Here is a 23685-nt window from a genome sequence, read left to right as displayed (position 1 = left end):
TTGCTACAATCCTCGTTAGAAAAGTGAATATAAAAGTGGAATGTTATGTCAGAACAACAAAATAGTACTGCTGGTTCGGGCGCAGTACGCACTTTGCGCAGAGAGTTAAAAGCGCGACATTTAGCGATGATCGCTATTGGTGGTTCGATTGGTACAGGGCTTTTTGTTGCATCAGGTGCAACTGTTGCTCAAGCTGGGCCGGGTGGGGCATTACTCTCTTATGCTTTAATTGGATTAATGGTCTATTTTCTAATGACAAGCCTTGGAGAACTAGCCGCCTTTATGCCAGTTTCCGGCTCATTCTCAACATACGGTTCGAAGTATGTAGAAGAAGGCTTTGGTTTCGCATTAGGCTGGAACTATTGGTATAACTGGGCTGTTACTATTGCTGTTGACCTTGTTGCTGCACAATTAGTGATGCTTTATTGGTTCCCTGATGTTGATGGTTGGATCTGGAGTGCTTTATTTCTAGGCGTTATTTTCTTACTCAACTATATCTCGGTAAAAGGCTTTGGTGAGGCAGAATATTGGTTCTCATTAATCAAAGTTTCCACAGTAATTATTTTTATTATTGTGGGTATTGCGATGATCACTGGCATTATGAAAGGTGCCGAAAACGCAGGTTGGCATAATTGGGAAATTGGCGACGCACCTTTTGCGGGGGGATTTGCCGCAATGATTGGTGTTGCCATGATTGTTGGTTTCTCATTTCAAGGTACAGAATTAATTGGTATTGCAGCGGGTGAATCTAAAGATCCGGCTAAAAATATTCCAAAAGCTGTGCGTAAAGTATTCTGGCGTATCTTATTATTTTATATCTTTGCAATTTTAATTATTAGCTTAATTATCCCTTACACTGATCCTAGCTTACTACGTAATGAGGTTGGTGATATTAGTGTTAGTCCATTTACGCTAGTCTTTAAAAATGCGGGATTATTGTCCGCGGCTGCCATCATGAATGCGGTTATCTTAACAGCGGTACTTTCTGCTGGTAACTCAGGTATGTATGCATCAACGCGCATGTTGTTTACATTAGCAAGAGAAGGCAAAGCACCAAAATGTTTTGGTAAATTATCTAAAAACGGTGTGCCACGCAATGCACTTTATGCGACAACCGTTGTGGCTGGTCTATGCTTTTTAAGCTCAATGTACGGAAACCAAACTGTCTATTTGTGGTTATTAAATACTTCGGGTATGACTGGTTTTATTGCATGGTTAGGTATTGCGATTAGCCACTATCGATTCCGTAAAGGTTATGTTGCGCAAGGTCGTGATTTAAATGACTTACCTTATCGTTCCGGTTTCTTCCCAATTGGTCCTATTTTTGCCTTTATATTGTGTTTAATTATTACATTAGGCCAAAATTACCAAGCTTTCTTAGAAGACACGATTGATTGGTATGGTGTAATTGCAACTTATATTGGTATCCCATTATTTTTATTGATTTGGTTTACTTATAAGATCGTGAAGAAAACCCGCTTTATTCGTTATAATGAAATGGAATTTCCAACACATATTTCGAATAAAAAATAATCTATAAATCAAGTTATTAAAATGCCTGTTTTGTGATGATTATCACTATAAAACGGGCGTTTTTTTATTTTTTAACCTGTCAGTTATAAAAAAGACACAAAAAAATCTAATTATATTATTAATCGCATTGATAATAGTTATTATTTGCTTTATTGTTAGCGTGTAATTTATTTGCTGAAAATAAAATAATGACGCTATTGGTTGTAATTTATATGATTAATGTAATGGCTCTAATAAGAATTAGTTTTTCTAGTGCTCAATACCACCAACCAATAACTTATCGAAATATAATCAGTTATACAGTGAATATCTTTCACTGTGTAATTATTGTACGACTCACCTCTTTGATGAATAAAATGTCTCAAATTAATAATTGGTTTTTTATACATAAAATACAGTTGATGAGTTGTACGGTGTGTTTTTGCCTATTGAACGTGTTGGCAGGAGCAGAAAAGCGTAGAAAAAAAATTAGGTACAACAATTGATATGAGCATTATATCAGAGAGACTTACTACACAAGAGCATGAAAAAAACGCATCAGATAATGTAAAAACCCATTATCGAAAAATGATGAATAAACGCATGCTATGGTTGGGAATTATCGCTTTAATTATTTGTGGCTCAGTGGTGTTAGATTTTACCATGGGGCCTTCAGGCTTATCATTTGATAAATTATTAACAACCCTTTTTCAACCTGAGCTTGTTGATGCGGGTTCGCGAGTGATTGTATGGGATATCCGTTTACCTTATGCCTTAATGGCAGTTGTGGTAGGGATGTCGCTAGGACTCGCGGGGGCAGAAATGCAAACTATTCTAAATAACCCGTTAGCAAGCCCATTCACACTCGGTTTATCAAATGCAGCTTCATTTGGTGCTGCATTAGCAATAGTTTTAGGTATTGGTATTCCGGGTATTCCTGACCAATGGTTTATTTCGGCGAATGCATTTCTCTTTGCACTATTATCCGCTTTATTATTAGACGGGATAACCCGTTGGACTCGTGTTCCTACATCTGGAGTGGTGCTTTTTGGTATTGCTATGGTGTTTACCTTTAATGCATTAGTCTCAATGATGCAATTTATTGCAACAGAAGATACGCTCCAAGGTCTGGTTTTCTGGACTATGGGAAGTTTAACGCGTGCAACATGGGTAAAACTCGGTGTTATGGCGAGTGCTTTTGCTGTCATTATGGTGATTTCATGGGTGAGCTCATGGAAATTAACTGCATTACGATTAGGTGAAGATAGAGCGATTAGCTTTGGTATTGATGTAAAGCGTTTAAGATTAGGCTCATTACTGCGTATCAGTATTTTAACAGCGCTCGCAGTTGCTTTTGTTGGGCCAATTGCTTTTATTGGTTTAGTTGCCCCCCATATTGCTCGCATGATGTTTGGTGAAGATCATCGGTTCTATCTGCCAGGGAGCGCATTAATTGGTGCTTTAGTTTTATCATTGGCGTCTATTACTTCTAAAAATTTAATACCTGGTGTAATTATTCCTGTGGGTATTGTGACATCGCTGGTGGGAGTGCCATTTTTCCTCAGTATGATTTTACGTCATAAGGGGAATATCTAATGATGGAAGGATTAAAGATCCAAGGCTTTAATGCCGGATATGCTAAACATCTTATTATTAAGGCGCTGGATGTTGAGACATTACCAAAAGGAAAGGTCACTGTATTGTTGGGGCCAAATGGTAGTGGAAAATCAACATTATTAAGAGCGCTGGCTGGATTAAATAAATCATCGGGTGTTGTCAGTTTAGATGGCAACGATCTTGCGTCGATGAATTTTGCACAACGAGCTCAAAATGTAGTCTATTTGCCACAAACATTACCTGCTGGTGTTCATTTACATGTATTAGAATCCATAATTGTGGCGCAACGTGCTTCAGGTGGATTACATAATGAACATAGTGAAGCTCAAGTGATGCACTTATTGCGTCAATTAGGTATTGAGCATTTAGCACTACGTTATTTAGATGAATTATCGGGTGGTCAAAAACAATTAGTTGGGCTTGCTCAATCATTAATTAGACAACCCTCTTTATTATTATTGGATGAGCCATTAAGCGCGCTAGATCTTAATTACCAATATCATGTAATGGATTTAGTCGCTAAAGAAACACATCGCAGAAATATTATTACTGTCGTAGTTGTTCACGATATTAATATCGCCTTACGACATGGCGAACATATATTAATGTTGAAACAAGGACAGTTAATTGCACAAGGTGCGCCAGATAAGGTTATTACGGCACAAAGCCTTGCTGATGTTTATGGTGTTCAAGGTAGATTGGAATATTGTTCACAAGGAATACCTCAAATTATTATTGATGGTTTAGTGGATAAAATATAGAGAAGTAAAAAAGAAAGAGAGAAGAAGTAAATATAGGGATGCAGTAAATAGGGATATAAAAATAATATTAAAATAAACAAGGGTAATTAAATTTATTACCCTAATTTTTGAGCAACTGTCGATATATCCATCTATATAAAACTTAAAGAATATATTCTTGGAGAATCGGGAATGGTCGTGTTAAATAAAAATAAAATTGCGCTTGGCGTTGTTGCTGCTATTGCATCAAGTTTTGTTATGACTGCAACAGCAGAAAATGTAGAAAAATTGATTGTTACAACTGCTTCTGGTTTTAAACAAACTGTTGAAGATGCTCCTGCATCGGTTTCTGTTGTCACTCGTGAACAATTAGAAACTAAATCTTACCGTGATGTTACAGATGCACTAAAAGATGTACCAGGTGTATTAGTCACAGGTGGTGGAAGTAGTTCTGATATTAGTATTCGTGGTATGGATGCAAAATATACCATGATCTTGGTTGATGGTAAGCGTGTTGCATCGCGTGAAACGCGCCCTAATAGTGATAATGCTGGTATCGAACAAGGTTGGTTACCGCCGTTGCCTGCTATTGAACGTATTGAAGTTGTACGTGGCCCAATGTCTTCTTTATATGGTTCAGATGCAATGGGTGGGGTTATTAATATTATTACCCGTAAAGCGCAAAAAGAGTGGAACTTTAGTGTACGTGCAGACAGCACTATCACAGAGCGTAAAGACTCCGGTAATACTAATCAAGGTAGTTTTTATGCTGGTGGTCCATTAATTGATAATGTGCTGGGCTTAAAAATTCAAGGGCAATATTCACATCGTAGTGAAGATAAAATCGTGAATGGTTATAACCGCCAGATCACTGCAACAGGGGGTGGTACTTTAAGTTGGACGCCTGATGAGCAAAACACGATTGATTTTGAGTTTAAAAAAGATAAGCAACATCGTGATTCTCGTGTTTGGCATTCTAAATCAGGATTACCTAGCCGAGGAAGAACCCCTGAAAGTAGCTTTACTGATTATGAACTAACACACTATGCACTGACTCATGATGGTATTTATGATTTTGGAACCATGAATACTTATGTTCAGCGTGATGAAAACCGTAATCTATCCCGCAAAATGGATTATGACGACACAACTGTGCGTAATCAGACTGTTTTAATGTTCGGAGATCATACTTTAAGTGTCGGTGCTCAATATCGTTACGAAGAGTTAAAAGATGAAGGCAATAAACTTAAAGCTAGTAATAAATTAGACCGTTATAGCTGGGCACTATTTGCTGAAGATGAATGGGCTATGACCAATGATTTTGCTTTAACAGGCGGCCTGCGTATGGACAAAGATGAAAACTTTGGTACGCATTGGACACCTCGAGTTTATGGTGTATGGCATCTTACTGATGAGTGGACATTAAAAGGTGGGGTATCTACCGGTTATCGTTCACCAGATTTACGCCAAGCAACGGCTTCATGGGGCCAAGGCACTGGTGGCGGTAATTATGATGCTGTTATTTATGGTAACCCAAGCTTAAAACCTGAAAAATCAGTCACTGAAGAGATCTCGATTATCTGGGATAACCGTGAAAATCTGACGGCGAGTTTAGGTCTTTTCAATACCGATTTTAAAGATAAGATTATGGAAGTTCGCCGTTGTGATAGCCGTACCAATAAAGACGGTTCTAAAATGGCGCCGGGGATCCGTGACTGTAATTTAAGTGATGGTGTGAGTAATGGTGGTGATGCATATGACTTTGTGAGTGATAGAACTAACGTTGATAAAGCCAATATGCGTGGTATTGAAGCGACCTTTAATTGGACAATATCACCAGAGTGGAATTTAGCCGCTAACTATACCTTTACGGATACTGAGCAAAAAAGTGGTGATTTCAAAGGTAAGCCATTAAATAAACAGCCACGTCATATGGCGAATGCAACCTTAAATTGGGAAACCACTCCAGAGATGGAAACATGGGCGCGTATTAACTTCCGTGGTAAAACCTCTGATTACTTATCACGTACATCGATGTCACATGGTACACCTTCGTATGCATTTGTTGATATTGGAACCAGCTACAGCTTAACCAAACAACTCAATGTGATTGGTGGTGTTTATAATGTGTTAGATCGTCGCATTGACCAAGAGCATTTTAATACCACATTAGAAGGTCGTCGTTACAATATCGGTTTGAACTACAACTTCTAATTTATTTCCCTCAGTTTGTGTCATTAAGACTCCACATGTGGAGTCTTTTTTTATCTCTAACTTTCTATCATTTGCTCAGAATTAATACTGGAAAGTTTAAGTATTGAGGTTTATATTTAGCTCAATAATTCATCTTATTCATCGCTTTATTCAGACAATTAGATTGTTATTTCTACTTATTACCAGCCATTTTTTTCTTAATTTATTCTCTTATTTTTAATTTATATAAAGCAGGCTGTTAAAAAATAGACACTTTTTATTAAAAGTCTATTTTTAGAGTACAAAAGAAGTATGAGTTAACAAAATATTAGCATTAATCTTATTAATGTATTTTAAATGTTTTATTTTGATGGTTTGTTGACAATATTAATTTTAATATGATATTTAATTCTTATTTATCAATAAATTACATTTAGTTTTCTTTTTGTGAAGTAATGAAATTTGAAATATTTAAAACATAAGAATTGTGATAAAAGCACAATTATTGTTAATAAAATGTAGCGTTACATGTTGACTTAGTTTGAGAATTGAAAAGATCGTAAAAAAAGGGGGTTTTTTGATGAAAATGTATTGCTATTTAAGTCTGAGACGTGCAAAATGCGCCCACTAAAAATATGACTGATGCGTTTAAAGTGCATCGGTTTTTTTTTGCGTTTTTACTTATTACTACACCAAGAGGTCAGATTCATTTGAGTCTGAATAGATAACATAATTTGATTAGCAGCCAGCCCCTTAGAGAAAGGGTTGTCATGATAGAGGAATGCTAATATGGTACAATTATTCTCTTTCGCAGTCGGGCCTAACGGCACTGCGGGCAACGATGACTACGGAGCACGGCGTCTCCTAAACACATACACATCCTTAAAAACTTCATTCTATTCTGTTTATAGGCAGATGCGAAGTCTTCCCAGTAACTGTCGGTTGAGTTTATCTAATACTCACACCGAAGTTATGGGAGGGTTCGCTAATGTCAGATAACGTTATCTCCTCTATCGGCACTAACCAAACTGGTGCTAACAATCGAGTTCAATTACGTAAAACCTTGACTCTAATGCAAGTAGTCATGATGGGGCTTGCTTTTTTACAGCCTATGACTATTTTCGATACATTTGGTATCGTTTCTGGCATTACGAATGGTCACGTAGCAACTTCGTATGCGATTGCATTGATTGCCATTTTATTTACAGCGGTAAGTTATGGAAAATTAGTTAAGCGTTTTCCTTCAGCAGGCTCTGCGTATACTTATGCTCAAAAATCCATGAGTCCTTATGTTGGGTTTATGGTAGGTTGGTCATCTTTACTCGACTATTTATTTATGCCAATGATCAATATTTTATTGGCGAAAATCTATTTACAAGCAATATTCCCGGGCGTTGAACCGTGGATCTTTGTATTTGGCTTAGTTGCTTTAATGACGTTCTTTAACCTGCGTGGTATTAACGTTGTTGCTAACTTAAATACAGCAATTGTTATTGTACAAGTTGCAGTAATGGTTGTGTTTGTTGGATTACTTATTCACGGTGTTTATAACGGAGAAGGTGTAGGGGAGTTATGGACCTTTAGACCGTTTGCATCTGTGGATGCTGAATTGATACCTATGATAACCGGAGCGACAATACTCTGTTTCTCATTCTTAGGATTCGATGGTATCAGTACATTGTCAGAAGAGACACCAAATGCAGGTAAAGTTATCCCTAAAGCGATTTTCTTAACTGCGCTAATTGGTGGGATCATCTTTATTGCTGTTTCTTACTTTTTACAATTGTATTTCCCAGATATTTCACGATTCAAAAATCCAGAAGAGTCACAACCAGAAATAATGCTGTATGTTGCTGGTGCTTTATTCCAGTCTATTATTTTAGTGTTCTCATGTGTGACTGTATTAGCATCAGGTATGGCGGCTCACGCAGGTGTTGCTCGTTTACTTTATGTTATGGGTCGCGATGGAGTATTCCCAGAGAAAACATTTGGTTATGTACACCCTAAATGGCGTACACCGGCATTTAACGTGCTATTAGTCGGTTTCTTAGCCTTAGGTGCAGTGTTCTTTGATTTAGTGACAGCAACGGCATTAATTAACTTTGGTGCGTTAGTGGCGTTTACTTTCGTGAATCTGTCTGTTATCTCACAGTTCTATATTCGTGAGCGCCGTAATAAAGGATTAATGGATCACATTAATTACCTGATATTACCTCTCATTGGTGCTGCGACAATGGGTGTCTTGTGGATAAACCTTGAACCAGGCTCTATGGAATTAGGCCTTATTTGGGGCGCAATTGGTATACTTTATATGGTGTGGCTCACTCGCCGTTTCCGTCGACCAATGCCACAAATGCCAGAAAAGTAAGGCTATAAAAATAGTTATAAAAATTAGTGTAGAAATGGCTTCAGTAATGAAGCCATTTTTTTTGTATGTTAAATGGTCAGTATTAAATTAACAGTATCAATAAGAATTGAATAACAAAAGATAAATATAGCATTTTATATATCGAATAAATATTTCAATAATAAATAAATTTCTTAATTTAATTTTTAATTAAATAAATAATTATAATTTAATTGTAATTCATTTTAATTTTTATAATTCATTAATATTAATGAATTTATTAAGTGATTTTTGTTGTTATATAAAGCTGATTTTTTAACATAGGTTGCTTTTTTTAATCTTTATATTAATAAAATTGCATTATTTTATTTGTTATTCAATTTTTAATATTTACTTTACATTTTTTAATATCAATAATATTAAAGATTAGATATATCCTAAATAAATACAATTAAAATCACAGCCCCTGTTTATTACATAATATGAAAAAAATTATACTTTTTTTAAAGTTATGGGTGTTTTTTACACTATTTAATATTCCCATATCTTCAGCCGACGCTTCTGAAAAAGCGACGGAAATATTTAATCAACAACAACAGCATAATCAAAGCCAACAAGAAGCGCTTTATCAGCAATTAACACCAGAAATACCTAATATCTATTTTGATATTAGCCAATATGAAGAAAAAGAGAATAGAACAAAAGAAAAGCGCTGTTTTACAATCGAACACATTGAGATAACTAATGCAGAGGTTATTCCTCATTGGGTTAACTTGGCTCTTTTTAAGTCTGAATTTATCGGGCAATGTTTGGGGATAAACGGAATAAATACCGTCGTCACTCGTATGCAAAATCGCCTATTAACGCATGGGTGGATCACCACGCGTATTGTTGTACCTGAACAAGATATTAGTCGTGGAACATTATATTTAACAATAGTCCCAGGTATTATTCGTAATGTTCAGTTTACTGATGACTCAGATAAATACGCCTTACTATATACCAGTATGCCTGCGCATAAAAAACAATTACTCGATTTGCGAGATATTGAACAAGGGTTAGAAAACCTACAGCGCTTACCCGTTGTTAGTGCTGAAATGGAAATTAAGCCAGGCGAAAATGCGGGTGAAAGCGATATAGTGATAAAACGAAAACAATCACGTTTCTGGCATACTTCATTGTGGTTCAATGATGCAGGATCACCAGCAACAGGACGCTATCAAGGTGGTGTGATGTTATCACTCGATAATCCACTCTCTCTTAGTGATCTATTTTATGTTTCTACTGAACGTGACTTAGATTTTGCTGGTAATAAAAATAATCAGAACGTAATGGTGCACTATTCCGTACCTTTTGGTTACTGGTTATTTGATATCAATGCGTTGCGTTATGATTACTCACAAACCGTTGCAGGGCATTTAAAAGATATTCTCTATTCGGGTGAAAGTGAAAATGTGAATATGGGATTATCTTATACACTTTTTCGTAATCAAAGCAGTAAAACCGCATTGCGCTATGGTGTTCAAGCTAAAGTATTACGTAACTATGTTGATAATACTGAAATTGAAATACAGCGTCGAAGAGTAAGCTCCTGGTTAATTAATTTATCGCATCGCCAATATTTCTCTTTTGCGACTTTTGAAGGTAGCGTGAATTATCAACGAGGAACGCGTTGGTTTGGTTCTGTTCCTGCTTATGAAGAAGCCTACCTAGATAATTATTATGCAACAGATAAAGCGGATATTTTGACATGGCGAGCGGATTTAGAAATTCCTATATTAATAGGACAACAAGCATTTCGTTATCAAGGGCACTATCGCCGACAAGTGACCCATGATCCATTAACCGCAATAGATAAACTGGCTATTGGTAACCGCTGGACAATTCGTGGTTTTGATGGTGAACGAACTTTAAGTGCCAATGAAGGTTGGTATGTGCAAAATACGTTAAGTTGGCAATATCCTTCTACAGCGCATTTTGCTTATTTAGGTATTGATTACGGTAAATTAACTGATAATACGGACAATCCTCGTTTATTAGGTAAACATCTTGCTGGTGGCGTTATAGGAATAAAAGGCTCACTATTCTCATCAAAAATAAAATATGACACTTTTATTGGTACGCCATTATCAAAACCTGATGGTTTTAAAACGGATCACGTTAATTTAGGATTTAGCATTCACTTTAATTACTAAAATATAGCATTAACTAAAATATTAAATAAAAAATAATAATTAAATGAAGTTTATATTGTCTTTTAGGCAAGGATCTTACACATGAATAAATTATGTTATCGCGTTATTTATAATCGTACTCGACAATCAATGGTTGTTGTTTCTGAATTAACTAAATCTTGTGGTGAAAATAATAAGCGTAATACTCTTTTTTCATCATCCATTAAACGTTCGCTAAATAGCGTGGCATTTATTTTATTATTGATGCAAGGCATGGTCAGCTTTTCTGTGCAAGCCAGTCAAATTATTGCAGATCAACATGCGCCAAATAACCAACAAGCAACGGTATTACAAACCAGTAATGGCATAGCACAGGTTAATATTCAGCAACCTAATCAACATGGTGTTTCACGAAACCAATTTACGCAATTTGATGTTGATAATAAAGGTGCGATCCTCAATAACAGCTTACAAGATACACAAACACAATTAGCTGGAATGGTGACGGGAAATCCGTGGCTGGTTAAAGGCGAAGCGAATGTTATTTTAAATGAAATTAATAGCCAAAATCCTAGTCAACTTAATGGTTTTATTGAAGTTGCTGGTAAACGAGCGGAAATTATTATCGCTAATCCAGTGGGTATTAGTTGCCAAGGCTGTGGCTTTATTAATGCCGTAAATACCACGTTAGTTGCAGGTAATGCATTAACACACGACGGCGCAATTTCTGGTTATGAAATAAATAACGGAAAAATAGTTATTTCTGGACGTGGTCTAAATGATAGCCAAAGTGATTACACGCGTATTTTAGCGCGTGCTGTAGAAGTTAACTCACGTATTCAAGCTAATAACTTAGAAATTACGACGGGTAAAAATAAATTAGATAATAATGGCAATGTGATTAACCAAGATAATTCGGTAGCGAAACAAAATGATTATACCATTGATGTCGCACTGGTGGGTGGTATGTATGCCAACAAAATTAAACTGGTTGGCACAGAGCATGGTATTGGTGTGCGCAATGCAGGCGAAATTGGTGCTGAAGCCGGTGGTTTAACACTAAATCAAAACGGTCAGTTAATAAATACCGGACTAATTCAGTCTAAAGCACAATTACAAATTAATACGGTAAGTGTAAATAACCAAGGTGTGATTGCTGGCGATAAAAACCTAGCGCTAAATACCTCAGGTGATCTTGTTAATAGTGGCACACTGCAAGCTAAAAATAATATTCAGTTAAAAGCAACAGAAAACGTTTCTCAAACCGCATCAGGCAAAATAGTCGCTCAAGAGAATATTCAAATTGATGCTAAAGGTTATTTGGCAACACAAAAGAGCCAACTCGGTGCTGGTATTGATAATAGTGGTAATGCCGTTAATTCTGCCTCGCTAACTTTGAATATAACGGATGACATTATTTCTGCTGGTCAGCATTTAAGTGGCGATAAAATTAATTTAACTGCCAAAAATGTTGATATTTCAAACAGCAAAACACAAAGTAAAGATCTACACATTACGGCATCAGTAGGGAAAGTTAAAACAGAGCTAGCCGAAGTTAATGCCAATACAGTCATGCTTAATGCTAAAACAGAGATTATTAATCGTAAAGGTGAGATCAGCGGTGATAAGCTTCAACTTATTGCGCCGAACCTGATTGATAATAGTGAGGGTAAATTAAGCCAATCAGGTAGTCATGATTTAAAACTTAATTCCGTTGTACTCAATAACCAAAAAGGAGAGATTAATACCGCCGGAAATCTCTCTTTAAATCATCAAAATATGAATAATCAACGTGGCGATATTCAAAGTCTTGGTCGTCAATTAATCATTAAAACAACGGCACTAAATAATCCACAAGGCACAATCTCACTGCCTCAACAAGGTGTTATCACCCTAAAAACCGACACGTTATTAGGTAAAGAAGGCTCCTTATTAACAACGGGGCAGCTTTTTCTACAAGGGCAAAATTTAGATTTAGAAAAAGCCACAACTCAGGCGAAAAAAATAGAAATTAATGCAGTTAATCTTAACCATAATGATGCTAATTTAAAGCAAACAGGTACTGAACTAACATCAATTAACGTAGAAAAAATACTCAGTAACCAACGCGGTAATATTCAGACGCAAGGCGTATTAACACTCAATGCTCAAGAGATAGATAATACACAAGGTGAGGTAAGAACCTTAAACCAAAGTCGCCTAGATATAATCGCCAAAGAAGCCATTACAAACAATAAAGGCGCATTGATATCCGCTGACACCCTTAAACTTAATGGTAATATATTAACTAACCAGCAAGGCAATATTCATGCCGATAAAACAATTGACCTCACCCTGAACAATAAGCTTGATAATACGGCTGGGAAAATTGTCAGTAAAAGCAATAGCGAAATAAAAGCCAGCACATTAAATAACGTTAAAGGTGAAATTAGCGCTAATGGATTAAATATCACTTTAACGGGATATGCAGATAACCAACAAGGTGCCATAGTTTCGCAAGACAGACTGCGATTAATGACAAATAAAATTGATAATAGCCAAGGGGTTATTCAATCAGAAAAATCCTTGAGGTTGGCGACTCAAGGCGGCGAGTTAAATAACCAAAATACGCATCAATCTGGCGGTATTATTAGCCGAGAGGCGTTGCATCTAGACGTTGGTGATATTAACAATAGCCAAGGGGTTATCAATGCTAAAAACAGTATTGATCTGCAAAGTAAAACGGTTAATAGCCAACAGGGTAAAGTCGTTACACCCGGCGATTTTACTGCTAATACTCAAGATTGGAATAATACATCAGGGTTAATACAAGCATTTAATATCACCATTAACTCAAATAACCAGCAGTTAATTAACCGTGATACACAAAAAGATCAAGGTATTCAGGCAACACAAAACTTACTACTGAATACGGGATTATTAGATAATAGCCAAGGTGATATTAGCGCGAGTCAATTGCAATTAAGTACAGCCAAAGCCGGTTTTATCAACCAATTAGGTCGATTAACCTTATCTGATAATGCAACATTAAAAACAGGTGCGATAAATAATCACGCTGGACTGATTATTACCGGTAAAGATCTCATTATTGATAGCCACCAGCAAAAAATAACGAATAGTGAAACACAAAAAAGTGGCGGAATAGTTAGCCAAGGTGGATTAAATATTCACAGTGGCGACCTTAATAATCAACAAGGACAGATCCTAGCCAAGCAACAAGTTGATTTACAAACTAACACGGTGACTAACCAATCAGGCCGGATCCTTAGTGAGTTAGCGAATTTAGCATTAAAAGGAATATCGCTAAATAATAGCCAAGGACATCTGTTTTCTCCTCAACAATTACAATTAACTTTGCGTGATAACCTGATTAATCGTCAAACAATTGAGGGTAATAAAGGTATCGAAACAAAAGGGACATTAACTATTAATAGTGGTGATATTGATAGCACGCAAGGTCGTATTGTTTCCGCTAATCAGCTAGCCATTAAAAGTGGTAACTTAATTAATCAACAAGGCATATTAGGCAGCCTAAATAGCGATTTATCAATTACCAGTAAACAACTGATTAATGATAATGGTTCAATCAGTGCTAATAACATCACCATAAATACTCAAAGTGAGCGTTTAAGTAACCAAAGTACGAAAACCAATAGTCAGATTTTTAGTAAAAATACACTCAATATTACAACGGGTGAATTAGATAACACCAAAGGCAAGTTGATTAGTAATACTTCAGTAAATATTTTAACTAATGGCAAATTAAACAATACCCAAGGAGAAATAAGTGCTCTTGAGACGTTAGAAATTAAGACAAAAGAAGCGTTAAATAATACGCAAGGATCACTTGTCTCTAATAAATTAATGACGCTTATAATGGGGAGAGAGTTAAATAATACTAAAGGAAAAATCACTAGCCACGATGCATTATCCATTGAAACACAAGGAAAATTAGATAATACACTTGGTAAAATAATTGCACGCAATAGTGAGAATATTTTATCTTATGGCGATTTAATTAACTATCAAGGTCGTTTAGGAAGTGAGAAGTCATCACTGACTTTAAATACACATCAAATTGACAACCGTAGTGGAGTTATTTCTGCTCAAGGTTCTCTTAATTTAGATTCAAATAAATATGCTATCGATAACTCGCAAACCTTGAAAAGTGGCGGAATTGTTAGCCAAAAAAATATCACCATTGATAGTGGCGAACTCAACAATCAAGATGGTCAGCTAATTGCAAAATACAATGCAATAATCAATACGCATCAGCAACAAATTATCAATAATAACGGTGTTATTTCCGCTGATAATGGCACAATTTCTATTGATTCAGCCTCAATCAAAAATATTTCTGGGTTAGTTTACTCCCTAAAAGAGATGGTAATTAATACCTACGGAAATGTTATTGATAATAGCAACAGCAAAAATAAGGGGGGTATTTTAACCAAAGCTAATTTAACGCTTAATGCAGGTGATATTAACAATAATAAAGGGAATTTAACGGCTGAGAATGGTAGCAAAATTACCTTCAATCGGTTAAATAACCAACAAGGCAAACTAGCAAGTCTTAAGCAAAACTTAGTATTAGAAGGCCGTAAACTTGATAATGATGAGGGGTTGATCTATTCGTCAGAAAAACTGCAAATAGAATTATCTGATCAATTTAGTAATAACAATACACTAAATGACCTTGGTGTCATCAGCCATAATGATATCGAAATAAAAGCCAAGTTATTGGATAACCAGCAAGGTGTATTAGCCAGCCAAACAGGCAAGTTAATTATCGCCAGCCATGAACTATTAAATCATGCAGGGTTGATCACGGCGAATACAGCATTAAATATTAGCACTGACAAGCAGCGCATTGATAATAGTGATACGGCAACAAGTGGCGGTATTATAAGTAAAGGCGAATTAGAAATTAACGCCGGTAATATTGATAACCTTGAAGGTAAAATCACGTCAACGGCTAAACAGTCACTGTTTGTTGAAGATATCAATAATAAGAAAGGTAAGATTGGTAGCATAGAAGAACGGGTATTAATCGAAAGTGGTGCTATTAATAACCAAAATGGTCTTATTACAGCCAAAACGCAATTAGATATCACAACGAAAAATAATCAATTAGATAATAGCAACACGTTGTCTCAAGCAGGGATTATTAGTCATGGGGTATTAAACCTTGTAACAGGTAATTTAAATAATCAATCTGGCTATATCTTTTCTGCTAAATCCTTATTGCTTAATAACTTAGGAATGAACAACCGTGGTGGCGAAGTTATTAGTCAGGCAAACGGCTTTAAATTAACAACTCAAACGTTAGATAACCAGCAAGGCACACTCTATTCAGCCAGTAATTTCACTTTAGATACACAAGGTTATGAATTAAACAATAGTCAAACGCTATCGGGTGGCATTATTAGCCAAGGAAAATTAGACCTAAAAAGTGGTGAGCTTAATAATACTCAAGGGCAAGTTATTTCTGATGACGACTTAAATATCTCTAGCGCAAAACTGATTAATAACCAAGCACAACTAGGCAGCAAGCAGGGTGGGTTAAATTTAAAATCAGCTGAAATTGATAATAAAAAAGGTGTGATTAGTGCGAGTCAAAATGTCGTTATTAACACGCAGAAACAGAATATTAATAACCAAAATGGGCTAATAAGCGCATTAGCTAACCTGACTATTTATAGTGGGCACTTGGTTAATCAAGCAGGCAAAATAACCACTAATAAGCAAGCAACTATTATTGCTACCGATCTTGATAATAGACAAGGTAGCATCGCTAGTAATAGCCATCAATTAACCATTAATGCCAATAATATAAATAATGCGAAAGGGCTAATTTATGCCGTTAAAGCGCTCACCATTAATGCAGATGGCAAGCTAACGAATACGGATAACAACGCGATAGCGGGCATCATTACTCAACATAATCTGAACGCCACGGTTAAGCAGCTAGACAACCAGAATGGGTTAATTTCCGTTGCTGGTATGCTGAAACTAATTAGCCCTGAAAAATTAAATAATCAGCAAGGTCTAATAACGGTGGGTCAAAAAGCAGACCTACAAACAGAACAGTTAAATAACTATCAAGGAAAAATCTCTTCTGGCGATTTATTAACAATTAGCCACTCCAATACGCCACTTATTAATCGTGAAGGGACGCTTGTATCTTCTGGTGCGATTTCATTAAATAGTGGTGATATTGATAACCAGCAAGGGAAAATAACCGCACTTAATGCAGTCACCATTAACAGTGGCGAGTTGCAGAATAATCAAGGTACCATATACGCCAAAAAAGAGTTAAATATCCATTCTCAAGAATTGGTTAATACTGATGGATTATTGCAATCAGATAGTCAGCTTAAGTTAAATACCAGGCAAAATGATCTGATCAATTTAAATGGTAAAGTTATTGGTACGACAGAAACCCAACTTAACGTTGCAGGGCTTAATAACCAAAAAGGGCATATTCAAGCTACTGACAAACTGGATCTTCAGTTAAATCAAAGTGAGTTAGATAATCAGCAAGGAACACTTTTATCAGCAAATAACTTACTGATTAACGGTAAGAGTATTGATAACCAACAAGGTGTTATTCTTGCGGGTAACAATACTGAAATTACGCTCAGTCAGAGATTAAATAACCAGATAGGACAGATCCAATCTCAAGAACAACTCACTGTAACGGCTCAACAGCTTGATAATCAGCAAACAGACGATGAAAATCTAGGCTTAAAAGCCAATAATATTCATATTGCAGTGAATGATTTGCTTAATCATCAAGGTGTTATCCAAGCCAGTGAACAACTCAAATTAATCCCTGTTGAAAACCTTAATAATCAACATGGCTTGATATCTGCTGCAATGTTGGCTATTGAAGGTAAAAATGAAAATAAATTAGCTATTGATAATAAAAAGGGGCTGTTAGCAGCGACACAACAGCTCCGTTTATGGGCTGAAAAGCTGAGTGGTAATGGCGAAATTATTTCGGCTGGTGATAGTGAAATTCAATTAAAAACCGCTTTTAAGTTAGAACAAGATGCCACAATTAAATCGCAAAACGCTTTAACACTCTTTTCAGATGATGAAATACATAACGCTGGATTTATTTATGCGGGTGAGCAGATTTCACTTCAAGCGACGAACTTAAATAACAGTGAGTCAGTAATCCCGGTAGAAAGTGATGATTTAGTGACGACTCGTAGCAAAAGAAGTATTGATGATAATGAAAAACGTAATGGCGAAATTAGTGCTAAACAGTTGACATTAACTATTTCAGAAAAATTGCAAAATACAGGATTGATTGATGCTTTTGGCGGCACACTCGGATTAGTAGCTCATACAATTTATAACCAAGCAGGTGGACGAATTTATGGTGATAATATCCAGCTAAAAAGTCACCAATTTGATAATTATGCACAGCTTAAAGATATTGCTCCAGTATTAGCCTCTCGAGAAAATCTACAGCTATTCAGTAATACAATAAATAACCGTAATCACGCTCTTATTTACAGTGGTGGTGATATGGCTATTGCGGGTTTTGAAACAGAAAACTTGCCAGAAAGTGTTGCCGCTGATGTATTAAATAATGAAAGCGCATCAATTGAAGCGAGTGGAAATTTATTTGCTCATGTTTCAGAAATTAATAATCGTGACCTCTATTTAAAAATCAGTGATCCGGAAAAAGTTTCTGAAGTACCAATGTATCAATTTGGTGTTGATCATAGTGGCGATAAATTTGATTCTGATGATGAGCGAATTTGGTACAACATTAATACGCGTGAGCATTTATTAAATATTAATGGTCGTCAATATAAAGACTTCTATGAGTTTAAATATAAGATAATTACAGAAGAGTCAAAATTATTACATCGTGATCCGGCATTAATATTGGCGGGTAAAGATATCACTTTAAAAGGTGATAATTTAAACAATATTGATAGCCATATTATTGCAGGTGGTAAACTGATTATTGATGGTATGCATATTAATAATCAGGAAACTGCAGGTCAGCGTATTGAATACCATGAAGGTACAGCAATAAAGCATAAAAGACCGGGTAAACGTAAAGCGGGTCGTAAGAAGAAAAGTAGCTCAACTTCACATTCCCAATATGGGCCGTTTGAGGTGGTTACTGATTTACCATTAGGTTTATTGGAATATAAAGAAAATACCGATCTAACCTCAGATAAACGCCCTGAATTAAGTGAACAGAGTGAAATAAAAGTATTTACGACACGAAGATTCGGTCGATTAATTGCTCATCATAATCAAGTTGATGTTGATACTGCGGAGCTAACCCCGCTCACGCCTGAAAAAACAGATTATGATTTGGGCAATGATCTCTCATTAACAAGATATAAAGAGAGCTTATTAACAGACCAAAGTGATCTTGCTCTCTTTGATAAAATAACTACGAAAAAACTTGATGATACGATTAATGGTAATCAATCGACAGAAATCGTATTAGAAAGTGGTGATACTGTTTCTACATTTAACGCTGAAAAAACGGTAATTACACAGCCTAATAGCGTATTACCGGAAATAAAACGGTCAGAAAAACACCCTGAGCTTCCTATTGGCAAAATAATTACTGTTCCTCAATTAGAAAAACCAGCAGAAGAGAAAACAATAGAAGTTAAAATTCAGACCGTAGCGCCTATATTAAAGCTTCCTGAAAACCGTTTATTTAATGTCAATAAAGGAACCGATAGCCAATATATTGTTGAAACAGACTCTCGTTTTACCAATAAAAGAGAGTGGTTAAGCTCAGATTATATGCAGAATGCATTATCGGTTGATCACAATAATACCCATAAACGTATTGGCGATGGTTTCTATGAACAACGCATAGTCCGTGATCAAATTATTCAGCTAACCGGTAATCAATATCTAGATGGGCATAATGATAATGAACAGCAATATCACGCTTTAATGGATGCGGGTATTCGCTTTAGTGAAGAGTTTGGCATTAAACCGGGAGTGACATTAACCTCTGAACAGATGGCAATGATCACAACGGATATGGTGTTATTAACCAATAGAGAGATCACATTACCTAATGGCTCCGTTGAAAAAGTATTAGTGCCTCAGGTTTATGCGCGTGTTCTACCCGGTGATTTACAAAATAATGGTGCATTGCTTTCAGGTAGTGAAGTTATTTTAAATAATATTCCTGAGTTAAAAAACAAAGGCACGATTTTAAGTAAAACAGGCTTACAAGCTTCAACTGATAATTTAATTAACCAAGGGCTAATTAAAGGACAAACGGTAGATTTGCTTGCGTTGCAAGATATTAAAAATGAAGGCGGACAAATTGCAGGACAAAACCGGATTAATCTGCAAGCAGGTAATGACATTATTAGTACAGCAACCGTATCGGGTAATAGTACCGACCAATGGCTAAACCGTGGTGCCGCCATTTATTTAGAATCACCCGATGGTGAGATGGCATTAAAAGCAACGCGCAATTTAACGTTAACAGCAACAGATATTTTAGCAAGTGGTGATAACAGCCAATTGGCGTTAACCGCAGGTAAAAATATTGAATTAGGTACTATTCATACGCGTCGTCAAGAGAATATTGATTGGGATAGTAATAACTATCTGCATAAAACCACTGAAGAGGAGATTGGATCTCATCTTTATGCGGGTGATATATCAATAACTTCGGGCGAAGATCTTCATCTTACTGCAACGGATATTCAAGCAACAGGCTCGCTAGGATTAACTGCAGGTAATGATGTCTCATTACAAAGTGGTTATTCCTCTATTGACCAAATCGCACACAGTGTGACGAAAGATAAATCGTTTGGCTCTTCTGAAACGCGAACAACGCATGCTGAAATTCATAATAAACAAGCAACGGGAACGCAGCTAAAAGGAAATGAAATTTCTCTTTCTGCCGGCAATGATTTAATTGCACAGGGCAGTGAGATTATTGCTACACAAGATATCAATCTTGAGGCGGGTAATCAATTATCGCTTACCACAGCAGAAGAGCTTGCTTTCCAATCTTATGAAGAAAAAATTAAAAAATCAGGCATTGGTGGTACTGGTGGTATCGGCTTTACTGTAGGTAAATCTGCATTTGAGCAGCTTAATAATAGTAATGCGGTGACTCAAAAAGGCAGTGTGATTGGCAGTACGGATGGCAATATTCGCATCACTTCAGGGGATAATCTCACCATTGATGGCAGTGAAATGATAGCCAAAAAGGAGATATCTCTTACAGGGGATTCTGTTGATATTCTGGCTACCGAAAACAGTTATACCGAGCTAAGCAAAACCAAAACTAAGCAGAGCGGTTTTACCGTCGCACTAAGTGGTACTGCAGGAAGTGCAATCAATGGCGCTATTTCAGGTTATAAGGCATCTAAAGAAGCTGATGATAGCCAAATTAGCACACTTCAAGGCATTAAAGCGGGGCTTTCGGGTGCTCAAGCCGCTGGTGCGGTTGCATTAGATAATGCGCAATCTGGCACTGATAATGAGAGCACAACATTAATTGGTGTTAATGTCGCTTATGGTAAAAGCGCCTCTGAATCGGAACGTATACAGCAACAAGATATTGCCCAAGGCAGTAGCTTAAGTGCAGGTGAAAATCTTGCTATTACAGCAACAGGAAAAGAGCAGGGTGATATCACTATTACAGGCAGTGAGCTACAGGCTGGTGGTAATCTTACCCTAAGTGCTACGCGAGATATCACATTACAATCAGCACAAAACCAAGAGACGATAGACAGCAAAAACAGCAGCAAAAGCGCCTCTGTTGGTGTTGGCGTTACAGTGGGCTCGGGTGGAGTCGGGGTAAATATTAATGCCAATGGTAGCCGAGCGAAAGGCTTTGAAGAGGGCGATCACACCTATTACACCAATAGCACATTAAATGCAGGACAAACGCTCACATTACAAAGTGGCCAAGATACGACCTTAAAAGGCGCTCAAGCGCAAGGCGATAAAGTCATTGCTAAGGTGGGGGGAAATTTACATCTTGAAAGCCAGCAAGCGATTGATGACTACAAATCGAAGCAATCGAGTGAAAGTGTCGGTGGTAGTGTCAATGTGATGGGCACACCGGGTGGTTCGGCAAATATTTCGTTTAGCCGCGATAAAATGGACAGCAAATACCGTTCAGTAGAAGAACAAACGGGCTTATTTGCAGGCAATCAAGGGTTTGATATTAGCGTGGGTAAACATACCCAGCTTGATGGCGCGGTGATTAGCAGTACCGCAGAAGCTAAAAATAATCAGCTCGATACAGGCACATTAGGCTTTAGTGATATCCATAACTACGCAGAATATAAAGTTGAGCATCAATCTGGTGGTGTGAGTACTTCAGGGGGTGTTGAGGGCAATATGCTGGCGAATATGGGGCATGCATTAGCCATGGCAGGCAACCACAGTGACAGCGCTGAAAATACCACTCAATCTGCGGTATCGCAAGGCACATGGACAGTGCGTGATAGCGATAATCAGCAGCAAGATATCGCTCAATTAAGCCAAGATACCGATAACGCCCACAGTACGTTAAATAAAATCTTCGATAAAGAGAAAGAGCAAAACCGCCAACAGAAACAGCAGTTAGTGGGTGAAATTGGTGCACAGATTATCGATTTGGCAACCACGGTTGATACTATTCGTGGCACCAATATTGCTAAAGACGAGTCAACACTAAATCGCCTTTCAGACACTGCTTATGATGATATCTACCAAGCCCTTTCAGAAACTAAAGATAACGTTACTGAGCGTGATGTTCAAAATTACCTCTTCCAACAACGTTTACAGGATTATACCAACCAGTCTGACTTTGGCATGGGCGGTAAATATACCCGAGCTATTCAAGCCGTTACGGCATTTACACAAGGTNAATCAAATTCAAGGTAACAGTGTTGAAAGTGATATTCAGCGCACAATAGCGCACGGTTTGGTGAATGCCAGTCTTGCACTGGCAAAAGGTGAAAATGCGGCAGCACAAGCCACGGGCGCGATGACCGGCGAAACCATGGGTATTTTATCGCATTCACTTTATGGCAAAACCCCCGAAGAACTTACCGAGCCTGAAAAGCAGAATATAAGTGCATGGGCAACGTTAGCTTCCGGCATTGCCGGTGGGTTAATCAGCGATAATAGCGCAGGCGTTACCAATGCCGCCCAAGCCGGGAAAGTGGTGGTTGAGAATAATTATTTAACAGCTAAACAAATAATTTCATGGCTTGAAAAGTATTATCTTGCTTCTACGGATGAAGAAAAGAAACATTTAGTTGGCTTAGGAAATAAAGTCGATATGGAACAACAGCAAAAAGCGATGGAAACTAGGATCACTAAAGAACATTTGGTTCAACAGCAAGATGAATTAATTTTACTTATTCAATCAGCAGAATGTGATGTTCATTGTAAATCAATTGCTGAATATAGTATCAAAAAACTGGATCCTATCATTGAACATTATAGTGAGTTACAGCGTGGTAATAATATTCCACGAGCCGTTATTGCAACGACAACATTAGGTTTACCAATAATGAGTAAGGCTATTAGCCCTTATGTATCGAGTTGGTTAGGTAGCACAACTGTCGCTAGCCGTGTGATAGGTGTAACAACTACGGGCACAGCAAATTTAGGCATGCAAGGGTATAATATTTACACAGATCCAGAAACGAGCTTTAGTTATGCAAGCTTCGGTTCTTCTTTATTAACAGGAGGAATAACACCAGGAATGGGATATTGGGGAACGCTCACAACCAATACAACTGGTGCAGGTATTTCAAGTTTAATTGATGGGCAATCACCTTGGGTCTCTATGGGAGGCGCATTAGCTGGTTCAACAGTCGGCTATGGAGGCACAAAATGGCTAACTCATCGTCTGGATAATAAATTTAATCCTTGGTCTAGCGGACTTAAAGAGCGCCCATTAGTTGTAATGCCATCAATTACAGCTCCGCCGAGTGTATCAGTAGTACCAAGTATTGTTGGAAGTACAATTGGAGCTATTGGTTCTGAATCAGCAAATAAAATAATTACAGAAGAACTAAAACCAGAGGATGAGAAATGAAACTATTTATATATTTTTTATTTTGGTCTTTGAGTA

General features: G+C 37.0%; 8 protein-coding genes. All 8 read left to right on the top strand.

Annotated features, from left to right (window positions below):
• Positions 1-45 precede the first annotated feature (45 nt).
• A complete protein-coding gene (locus tag DK858_RS13895; protein WP_109397925.1) occupies positions 46-1533 on the top strand; it encodes an amino acid permease in 1488 nt (495 codons plus the stop codon).
• A gap of 486 nt (positions 1534-2019) precedes the next feature.
• The gene (locus DK858_RS13890) at positions 2020-3108 is read left to right on the top strand and encodes a FecCD family ABC transporter permease (RefSeq protein WP_109397924.1); all 1089 of its coding nucleotides are present in this window, start codon (positions 2020-2022) and stop codon (positions 3106-3108) included.
• Positions 3108-3890: an ABC transporter ATP-binding protein gene (locus DK858_RS13885; protein ID WP_109397923.1), complete on the top strand. Its 783-nt coding sequence runs from the start codon at positions 3108-3110 to the stop codon at positions 3888-3890. Before DK858_RS13890 ends, DK858_RS13885 begins: the two co-directional genes overlap by 1 nt.
• A gap of 171 nt (positions 3891-4061) precedes the next feature.
• Positions 4062-6083, top strand: coding sequence for a ligand-gated channel protein (locus tag DK858_RS13880; RefSeq protein ID WP_109397922.1), 2022 nt, complete (start codon positions 4062-4064; stop codon positions 6081-6083).
• 967 nt (positions 6084-7050) lie between these two features.
• Positions 7051-8430 carry an APC family permease gene (locus DK858_RS13870; protein WP_109397921.1) on the top strand — a complete coding sequence of 460 codons (1380 nt, stop codon included), beginning with the start codon at positions 7051-7053 and terminating at the stop codon, positions 8428-8430.
• Between the two features lie 494 nt (positions 8431-8924).
• Positions 8925-10604, top strand: a complete 1680-nt coding sequence (locus tag DK858_RS13865) for a ShlB/FhaC/HecB family hemolysin secretion/activation protein (RefSeq protein ID WP_228407334.1) — start codon at positions 8925-8927, stop codon at positions 10602-10604.
• A gap of 81 nt (positions 10605-10685) precedes the next feature.
• Entirely contained in the window at positions 10686-22484 is an 11799-nt protein-coding gene (locus DK858_RS13860) for a two-partner secretion domain-containing protein (RefSeq protein ID WP_109397919.1), read from the top strand.
• Between the two features lie 103 nt (positions 22485-22587).
• Positions 22588-23649 (top strand): VENN motif pre-toxin domain-containing protein, encoded by a 1062-nt coding sequence (locus DK858_RS13855; protein WP_458368156.1) that lies wholly within the window; start codon positions 22588-22590, stop codon positions 23647-23649.
• Positions 23650-23685 lie beyond the last annotated feature (36 nt).

It is taken from the genome of Proteus faecis, assembly GCF_003144395.1.
In the GTDB taxonomy this organism is placed as follows: Bacteria; Pseudomonadota; Gammaproteobacteria; order Enterobacterales; family Enterobacteriaceae; genus Proteus; species Proteus faecis.
The sequence above is the reverse complement of the archived record's forward strand: the minus strand, read 5'-3'. Positions and strand labels throughout refer to the sequence as shown.

Coding starts and splice junctions, on each gene's coding strand:
- DK858_RS13870 (WP_109397921.1), top strand. CDS start 7,051: ATGTCAGATAACGTTATCTCCTCTATCGGCACTAACCAAACTGGTGCT.
- DK858_RS13890 (WP_109397924.1), top strand. CDS start 2,020: ATGAGCATTATATCAGAGAGACTTACTACACAAGAGCATGAAAAAAAC.
- DK858_RS13885 (WP_109397923.1), top strand. CDS start 3,108: ATGATGGAAGGATTAAAGATCCAAGGCTTTAATGCCGGATATGCTAAA.
- DK858_RS13855 (WP_458368156.1), top strand. CDS start 22,588: ATGACCGGCGAAACCATGGGTATTTTATCGCATTCACTTTATGGCAAA.
- DK858_RS13880 (WP_109397922.1), top strand. CDS start 4,062: ATGGTCGTGTTAAATAAAAATAAAATTGCGCTTGGCGTTGTTGCTGCT.
- DK858_RS13895 (WP_109397925.1), top strand. CDS start 46: ATGTCAGAACAACAAAATAGTACTGCTGGTTCGGGCGCAGTACGCACT.